Genomic DNA, 8,499 nt, shown 5'->3' on the forward strand with positions numbered 1-8,499 from the left:
AAAACAACAAGAGCCCCTCAATGAACTGCCTAAAATCCCTTGCCGCGCTCGGCCTGCTGATGCTCGGCACCAGCCAAGCCATGGCCGCCCCTATCGTTAAACAACCAAACATTCTGCTCATCGTGGCTGACGACCTCGGGTTCTCTGACCTATCAGCACTGGGCAGCGAAATTCAGACCCCCAACCTGGACAGCCTGCTGGCCGACGGCCGCCTGATGCTGGACTTTCATGCCGCGCCCAGTTGCTCCCCGACCCGGGCGATGCTGATGTCCGGCAACGACCCGCACCTGGCTGGGTTGGGCATGATGGCCGAGGCACGCAAGCGCCTGCCGCCAGGCACTGAAGTGCGCCCCGGCTACGAGGGTGTGCTGGCAGGCAATGTCGCCACCCTTGCCGAGCTGCTGCACGATGCCGGCTACCGGACCTTCATTTCCGGCAAATGGCATTTGGGCATGCAACCTGCGCAACAGCCGCAGAACCGCGGGTTCGACCAGGCCTACGTGCTGCTCGAAGGCGGCGCCGCGCACTTCAAGCAAGCCAACATGGACTTGCTGCCGAACTACAGCGCAACCTTCCTGCACAACGGTGAACCCATCGCGCTGCCCAGCGACTTCTACTCGAGCACCTGGTTCACCGACCGCCTGATCGGCGCCATTGACCAGCCCAACCCTGGCAACAAACCGTTCTTCGCCTTCGCCGCCTATACCGCGCCGCACTGGCCGCTGCAGGCACCGGACCAGTACCTGGCGCAATACCGCGGCCGCTATGACCAGGGCTACGAGGCCATCGCCCAACAGCGCCTGGAGCGCCAGCGCAAGGCCGGCCTGGTGCCGGCAGACTTCCCGCTGGACGCACAACTGGAGGGGGTGCCGAGCTGGGCGTCGCTCAGCCCCGAACAGCAACGCCAATCGGCGCGCACCATGGAGGTCTACGCCGCCATGGTCAGCGCCCTGGATGCCGAGGTGGGCAGGCTGGTAGCGCACCTGCGCCAGCGGGGTGAACTGGAAAATACGCTGATCCTGTTCATGTCCGACAATGGCCCGGAGAACGCCTCACGGGTGGACCCGACGTGGATCAGCCAGCACTTCGACAACCGCCTGGACAACTACGGCCGACGCGACTCGTTCCTGATGATCGGCTCGGCCTGGGCCCAGGTCAGCGCCTTGCCCAGCCGCCGCTACAAGATGACCACCTACCAGGGCGGCATCCGCGTGCCGGCCTTTGTCTACTACCCGGCCACGATCAAAGCGGGGCGCAGCGAAGCGCTGGCCAGCGTGCGCGACATCATGCCCACCCTGCTGCAACTGGCCGGTGCGCCAATGCCCGGCATCAAGTACCGCGACCGCGATATCGTGCCGCCGCAGGGCAGTTCGGCACTGGACTACCTGCAAGGCGACGACACGCTCATCCATGCCGGTGACGAAGCTCTGGGCTGGGAAATCAACGGCAGTGCTTCGCTGCGCAAAGGCCCGATGAAGCTGCTGTGGGATGCCACCGACGGCAAACCGGCGTGGCACCTGTACGACCTGCGCAAAGACCCAGGTGAGCACCACGACATCGCCGCTGCGCACCCCGAGCAAGTGGCACAGATGCTGCGCGACTGGAAGGCCTACGCCCAGCGCAGCAATATCGTGATCGATGCCGAAGGCCGCCCCGCCAGCCCTGCCAGAGTGGCGAGCCCGGCGGTGGCCAGCAAGCAATGATCGGGCGTGCAGCCGGCTGCGCGCTGCTCGCCGCCGGTTTGCTCGCCATTGGCTACAGCGCCTGGCCGCAAGCGGCGGCCCCGGCGCTGCTGTGTGATGGCTATGGCGGTGTACCCGCCCCCCGTGAAGGCCCCTGGCGGGACGGCATGGTGAAACTGCCCGGCGGCAAGTTCAGCTTCGGCTCGGAGCGCTACTACGACGAGGAGGGCCCCGCCCACCTGGCGCAAGTGTCGGCATTCTGGATCGATGTACACCCGGTCACCAATGCCCAGTTCGCGCGCTTCGTCGCGGCGACCGGCTACCTCACCCATGCCGAGCGGGGGATCGACACGGCCGACGACCCCAGCCTGCCCCAGCACCTGCGCGTGCCGGGGGCAATGGTGTTCAAGCAAGGGCCGGATGTGCTGCACCCGGGTTGGCAGTTCGTGCCCGGGGCAAGCTGGCGCCACCCGCAAGGCCCGGGCAGCGACTTGCAAGGGCTGGATAACCACCCGGTGGTGCAAGTGGCACTGGAGGATGCACAGGCCTATGCACGCTGGGCCGGGCGCAGGCTGCCCAGCGAGGCCCAGCTGGAATATGCAATGCGCGGCGGCCTGCAGGATGCCGACTTCAGCTGGGGCATGACCGAACTGCCCAAGGGCAAAGCCATGGCCAATACCTGGCAGGGCCAGTTTCCGTACCACAATGCCGCCACCGACGGTTTCACCGGCACTTCGCCGGTGGGCTGTTTCCCGGCCAACGGCTTTGGCCTGTTCGATGCCGGGGGCAATGTCTGGGAGTTGACCCGCACGGGTTACCGCCCAGGCCATGCGCCGCAGCGCGACGCTGGCCTGGACCCGCCCGGGCCAAGCCTGGACGACAGCCACGACCCCGCTGACCCCGGCGTGAAAGTGGCAGTGATCAAGGGCGGTTCGCACCTGTGTTCGGCAGACCGCTGCCTGCGCTACCGGCCTTCGGCGCGGCAACCTCAGCCGGTGTTCATGGCCACTTCACACGTGGGTTTCAGAACGGTGCGGTAATGCTGGGCAACGGGGCAGCGGCCGCCGCCACGGCCGCTACCTGGCGGTCGAAATCGAGCATCAGGTAGTTGCAGAAAAAGCCGATGCTTTCCTGCTTTTGCAGGCGCAGTGGCGCGTCCACCGGCAAGGCCTGCAGGCAACGCTCGGTGCGCGCCCAGGCAAACGCCTGCAACGCCGTGGCACACAGTTGCAGGAAGTCGCCGGCCGCGCGGTACGGGTACTCAGGGTCAGCGGCCGCCTTGGCCATAACCTCGGCAAGTAGCCCCTGCAGCACCGCACATACCCTCTGCAGAACCGCAGCCGCCATCCCGGTGCCGGCTTCTTTACGCAGTTCGCCCAGCAGCAGTGCCATGCCCGCCCCGCCGTCACCCAGCACCTTGCGCAGCAGCAGGTCGTTGGCCTGCACCTCGTTGGTGCCTTCGTAGATCATGGCGATGCGGCTGTCGCGCAGCGTTTGCTCGATACTGAACTCGCAGGTGTAGCCATAACCGCCGAACACCTGCAGGGCCTTGCTGGCCAGGGTGAAACCTTGCTCGGTGAAGGCAGCCTTGATGACCGGTGTCAGCAGCGCCGCCAGCGTCGCCGCCTTGGCCCGTTGCCCGGGGTCAGTGGCCGCTGCGGCCACATCCAGCCAGTGCGCCGCCCAGTAGCCCAGTGCGCGCATACCTTCGCTGCGCACCCGCAGCTCAAGCAGTACCCGGCGCATGGCGGGGTGCAAGTGAATGGGGTCGGCTTGGCCCTTGGGCTGCCCGGGCGCATTCATCTGCCTACGCGCCATGGCGTATTCCCGGGCACATTGCCAGGCGGCTTCGGCGTGCGCCAGCCCTTGCAAGCCAACGTGCAGCCGGGCCGAATTCATCATCACGAACATCGCCGCCAGGCCGCCGTGCGCCTGTCCCACCAACCAGCCACTGGCCGCCTCGAAGCGCAATGCACAGGTGGCGCTACCGCGGATACCCAGCTTGTGCTCCAGGCCTTCGCACTGCACCGCATTACGCTGACCGTCTTTCAGCCATTTGGGGACCAGCAGCAGCGACAGACCGCGGCTGCCGGCCGGCGCGCCCGGCAGCCGGGCCAGCACCAGGTGCACGATCTGGCGGGTCAGGTCGTGGTCGCCGCCGGAGATGAACAGCTTGTTGCCCGTGATGGCATAACGGCCGTCGCCCAACGGCTCGGCGCGGCAGCGCAACAGGCCCAGGTCGCTGCCGGCCTGGGGCTCGGTCAGGCACATGGTGGGCAGGATCTCGCCACTGACGATACCGGGCAGGTAGCGTGCCTGCAGTTGTTCGCTGGCATGCGCCTGCAGGCATTGATACGCGCCATGGGCGATACCGGTGTACATGGCCCAGGCATGGTTGCTGGCGAAGAGCATTTCCTGCAGCGCAGCGTCGAGCACCAGCGGCAACCCTTGGCCGCCGAACTGCGGGGCACAGGCCAGTGCCGGCCACCCTGCCTCGACATAAGCCTGGTAGGCCGCCGGGAAACCGTGCGGGGTCCGCACCTGCCCCGCCTCCATACGGCAACCCTGGCGATCACCTGTGGCGTTCAGCGGCACCAGAACCTGCTCAGTGAAGCGGGCGGCTTGTTCCAGCACCTGCCACGCCAGGTCCAGGTCCAGGTCTGCATGAGGCGGCATTGCCTGCCAGGCCTTATCAGCCTGGAGCCAATGTTGCAGCACGAATTGCATGTCCAGCAGGGGGGCCTTCCAGGCTATGGAACACCTCTTGTTCAGGCAGTGAAACAGGGGTTTTCGATGAGCAGCGCCATGCCTTGGCCGCCGCCTATGCACGCAGCAGCCACCCCATAGCGCAGGTTGCCCTGCTGCAGTTGCCGGGCCAGTGTGTGCACCAGCCGCAACCCGGTGGCGGCCAGCGGGTGCCCGAGGGCAATGGCGCCGCCGTGAACATTGAGCTTTGCCACATCGAGCTGTAGCGCCTGGGCCACCGCCACCACCTGCGCGGCTTGCGCTTCGTTGATTTCGAAGCGGTCTATCTGGTCTGCGCGCAAGCCGCTGCGGCGCAGTAGCAGCTCGATGGCCGGCACCGGCCCGATACCCATGGTGTGCGGCGATACGCCCACCGCCGTGGCCATCAACAGTTTCGCCAGGGGCGGTCGCGTGCAACTGGCGTAGGGCGCCACCACTGCCGCCGCCGCCCCATCGGCCACCGCGCAACTGTTGCCTGCGGTTTGTACCCCACCAGGGTGCACGGTACGCAGCCGCGCCAGCGCTGCAGCATTGGTGGGCCGTGGGTGGCTGTCGTGGCTGACTTCGGCGAGCCCGCGTGGCAGTTCGATAGCGCGTGGCTGGTAGCCTTCGGCGAAGAAGCTTTCGCTGCTGATGCTGACGATTTCCTCAGCGAACCAACCGGCCTGCTGGGCCTGTAACGCGCGCTGATGGCTGCGCAAGGCCCAGGCATCCACGGTTTCCCGCGCCAGGCCATGCTCACGGGCCAGGTTGTCTGCGGTGCCGATCATGTCCACATCGGCAGCCGGGTCGTACAACGCCTCCCAGAGGAAGTCCTTGAACCCGACCGGCGCCCCCAGGCGGAAGCCGCCCCGGTGTTCATAGGCCGCGATCGGGTTGCGTGACATGGATTCGGCACCTACGCACAACACCTGCGGCGCCCCGCTGCGCAGTTGCTCGGCAGCCTGGCGCAACAGCTCGAGCCCCGTGCCACAGATGCGCTGTACCGCCAAGGCCGGCACTGCCAGCGGCACGCCACAGTAAAGGCCGACATGCCTTGGCAGGAAATAGGCATCGAAGCTGGCCTGGGCCATGCTGCCGGCCAGCACACTGCCCACGGCCTGCGGATCGCTACCGGCACGCGCCAGCACCGCCCGCCCGGCCTTGATGGCGAGGTCAATGGGTGAAACGGTTGCCAGCGCACCCCCAAGGTCAACCCAAGGGGTGCGCACCATATCGACGATGGCAACGTCGTCGAACACGGTGCACAGCCCGCCGCTCATGGCCGCGCCTGTGCGTGCAACTGGCCCGGGGCTTCGCGCCGATACAGCGCCTCGACCAGGGCAGCGCGCCGCTGCAACACCGCACGTTGGTTGATCGAGCCCTTGTCGGTGATTTCGCCCGCGTCGATCGAGGGTGGCTCTTCAAGCAAGGCCAACCATTCGATGCGGCTGGCGTTGCCTTGGGCGTCCCGGTTCAGGTGCGTCAGCCAGTTGGCAAACCACTGGCGCACCGCGTCGCTGCCCAGCACCTGGGCGTCGCTGGCCTCTGCCCCAAGCCCCGCCAATTGCCGGCACTCGGGTAGCCGCGGGAACACCAGCATGCCCACGCACTCGCGATCGGGCGCCGCGACCACGACGTCCTGCACATAGGGCGAGCCTTCCAGCACCGCACGGTTGCGCAGTGGCCCGACACTGACGAATACACCCGACGACAGCTTGAAGTCCTCGGCGATGCGGCCGTCGAACATCAGGCCCTGCTCCGGCTGTTGCGGATCGGCGAGTTTCAGGGCGTCGCCCGAGCAGTAGAAGCCCTCCTCGTCGAACACCTCGGCGGTCTGCTGCGGCGAGCGCCAGTAGCCCGGCATGATATGCGGGCCGCGAAACCGCGCTTCGAGCTTGTCGGCCTGGGGCACCAGCTTCACTTCACAACCCGGTGCCGGCAAGCCGACGTAGCCGGCCATCGACAGCGGCCCGGTGGTAAAGGTGCAGGACGGCGCCGCCTCGGTCATGCCCAGGCCCGCCATCATGCGGATACGCTCGCCGCAGTGCTGCTCGGCGATACGGTCCAGGCGGTCCCAAACGCTTTGCGAAAGCCCCGCTGCGGCAAAGAAGAACAGCTTCATGCGGGCGAAGAACACCTCGCGCAGCTGGGCGTCCTGCTCCAGCGCCTTGGCCAGCTCTTCCCAGCCCCTGGGTACGGTGAGGTAGGCCGTGGGCGAAATCTCGCGCAGGTTGCGCAAGGTTTCCGCGAAGCCTTGCGGGGTCGGCTTGCCGGCGTCCAGATAGAAACTGCCGCCGTTGTACAGCACGATGCCCAGGTTGTGGCTGCCGCCGAAGGTGTGGTTCCAGGGCAGCCAATCGACCAGCACCGGCGGCTCTTCGGCGAACACCGGGAAGGTCTGCAGCAGCATCTGCTGGTTGGCGCAGAGCATGCGCTGGGTGGTGATCACCGCCTTGGGCAGCTTGGTGGAACCCGAGGTGAACAGGAACTTGGCAATGGTATCGGGCCCGGTGGCGGCGAACGCAGCGTCTGCCGGCGCCAGGTCACGGGGCTGCAGCAGGCTGGCAAAACTGAAATGGCGGCGGCGTGGCGGCTGGCCATGCACGCTGACCACCGGCACCGATTCATCCAGCACGGCATCGAAGGCACGCTGGAACGGCTGGCTGTCGGTGGCGAACACCAGGCCAGGGGTCAGCACCTCGCAAACGTGGCGCAGCTTGGCGAAGTCCTGCGACAGCAGTGCGTAGGCAGGCGACACCGGGCAGTAAGGAATGCCGGCATACATGGCCCCCAGGGCAAGCTGCAGGTGCTCGATGTCATTGCCGGAAAACAGTATCAGCGGCCGTTCGGCGCCAAGGCCGAACCCCAGCAAGTGGGCAGCGATGGTACGTACCTGGTCGAGCATCTGCGCATAGCTGACTTCACGCCAGCCACCGCTGGGCTCGCGCGCGGCGATAAAGGTGGTGTGCGGGCGCACGCGCGCCCAGTGCAGCAGGCGGTCGAGCAGGCGCGCCGGCAAAGGTGCCAACGGCTCCAGCGCCAGCATGCGCAGCACACCGTCGGTTTCACTGACCTGCACTTGTGGGTGCCCAATGGACACCTGCCGGTAGCGCGGCGGTTGGCCAGGGTCGCATGACCGCAGGCGGGGTTGGGTATTCACGCAGGTTGCTCCTTGTTCTTGTTGTACAGGCTGCCGCCGCCGGACATTGCCCGGGGCGGCCCATTGCGTGTTGCTCAGATGGGGTAATGCCGGGGGCCCTGTTGCAGGGTGACCCAGCGCAACTGGGTGAACTGGTCGATGGCCGTGCGGCTGCCGAAGCTGCCATAGCCGCTGGCCTTCACCCCGCCGAAGGGCATTTGCGCTTCATCGTGCACGGTCGGCCCGTTGATGTGGCAGATACCCGATTCCACGCGCTGGGCCAGGGCCAGCGCCCGGCCGGTGTCACGGCTGAAAATGGCTGACGACAGGCCAAACTCCGAATCGTTGGCCAGTTGCAGCAAGGCCTCGTCACCTTCGGCGCGCAGCACTACAGCCACCGGCCCGAACGACTCTTCGCGGTACAGGCGCATGCTGCTGTCGACATGGTCGAGCAGGGTCGGCTGCAGGATGCTGCCGTCCAGCTGGCCGCCGCAGACCAGGCGAGCGCCCTTGGCCACGGCATCGTCAATCAGCGCCTTGATGCGTTCGCCCGCCGCACTGCTGACCAGCGAACCGAGCACCGAGTCGCTGGCCTGGGGGTCGCCGGCACGAAGCCCGCTGACCTTGACTGCCAACTTGTCGACAAAGGTATCGGCGATGCGGCTATCGGCCAGCAAGCGCTCGGTGGACATGCAGATCTGGCCCTGGTTGAAGTAGGCGCCAAAGGCCGCCGCTTCGACCGCGGCGTCCAGGTCGGCGTCGTGCAGCACCAGCAACGGCGCCTTGCCGCCCAACTCCAGCAAGGCCGGTTTCAGGTGGCGTGCGGCCAACTCGCCGACGATGCGCCCTACCTGGGTAGAGCCGGTAAAATTCACCCGCCGCACAGCGGGGTTGGCAATCAGGCGTTCGACCACCGCTGGCGCATCCTCCGGGGCGTTGCTGATGACGTTG

At 66.8% G+C, this 8,499-nt stretch carries 6 protein-coding genes; 2 read left to right on the top strand and 4 right to left on the bottom strand.

Annotated elements, in window-relative coordinates:
- The first annotated feature begins 20 nt into the window (after positions 1–20).
- On the top strand, positions 21–1,703 hold the full coding sequence (locus tag APH30_RS24910) for an arylsulfatase (protein ID WP_054914046.1): 1,683 nt from the start codon (positions 21–23) through the stop codon (positions 1,701–1,703).
- Positions 1,700–2,722 carry a formylglycine-generating enzyme family protein gene (locus tag APH30_RS24915; RefSeq protein WP_054914043.1) on the top strand — a complete coding sequence of 341 codons (1,023 nt, stop codon included), beginning with the start codon at positions 1,700–1,702 and terminating at the stop codon, positions 2,720–2,722. The genes APH30_RS24910 and APH30_RS24915 overlap by 4 nt, the downstream gene beginning before the upstream one ends.
- Here the strand turns inward: APH30_RS24915 and APH30_RS24920 are convergent.
- From APH30_RS24920 to APH30_RS24935, 4 genes are all read right to left on the bottom strand, one after another.
- Positions 2,706–4,436 (bottom strand): acyl-CoA dehydrogenase family protein, encoded by a 1,731-nt coding sequence (locus APH30_RS24920; RefSeq protein WP_054914047.1) that lies wholly within the window; start codon positions 4,434–4,436, stop codon positions 2,706–2,708. The genes APH30_RS24915 and APH30_RS24920 overlap by 17 nt on opposite strands.
- 14 nt (positions 4,437–4,450) lie before the next feature.
- Positions 4,451–5,689, bottom strand: coding sequence for a thiolase family protein (locus APH30_RS24925; RefSeq protein WP_054914044.1), 1,239 nt, complete (start codon positions 5,687–5,689; stop codon positions 4,451–4,453).
- Positions 5,686–7,569 (bottom strand): feruloyl-CoA synthase, encoded by a 1,884-nt coding sequence (locus tag APH30_RS24930; RefSeq protein ID WP_054914045.1) that lies wholly within the window; start codon positions 7,567–7,569, stop codon positions 5,686–5,688. Before APH30_RS24930 ends, APH30_RS24925 begins: the two co-directional genes overlap by 4 nt.
- A gap of 74 nt (positions 7,570–7,643) precedes the next feature.
- Positions 7,644–8,499 (bottom strand): aldehyde dehydrogenase family protein (locus APH30_RS24935; RefSeq protein ID WP_156326656.1); only part of this gene is annotated, 856 nt, incomplete at its 5' end.

The organism is Pseudomonas sp. NBRC 111127 (assembly GCF_001320345.1).
Taxonomy (GTDB): Bacteria; Pseudomonadota; Gammaproteobacteria; order Pseudomonadales; family Pseudomonadaceae; genus Aquipseudomonas; species Aquipseudomonas juntendi.

Excerpts from the sequence above, each read along its gene's own strand:
- APH30_RS24910 (WP_054914046.1), top strand. The coding sequence starts at position 21 with ATGAACTGCCTAAAATCCCTTGCCGCGCTCGGCCTGCTGATGCTCGGC.
- APH30_RS24915 (WP_054914043.1), top strand. The coding sequence starts at position 1,700 with ATGATCGGGCGTGCAGCCGGCTGCGCGCTGCTCGCCGCCGGTTTGCTC.
- APH30_RS24925 (WP_054914044.1), bottom strand. The coding sequence starts at position 5,689 with ATGAGCGGCGGGCTGTGCACCGTGTTCGACGACGTTGCCATCGTCGAT.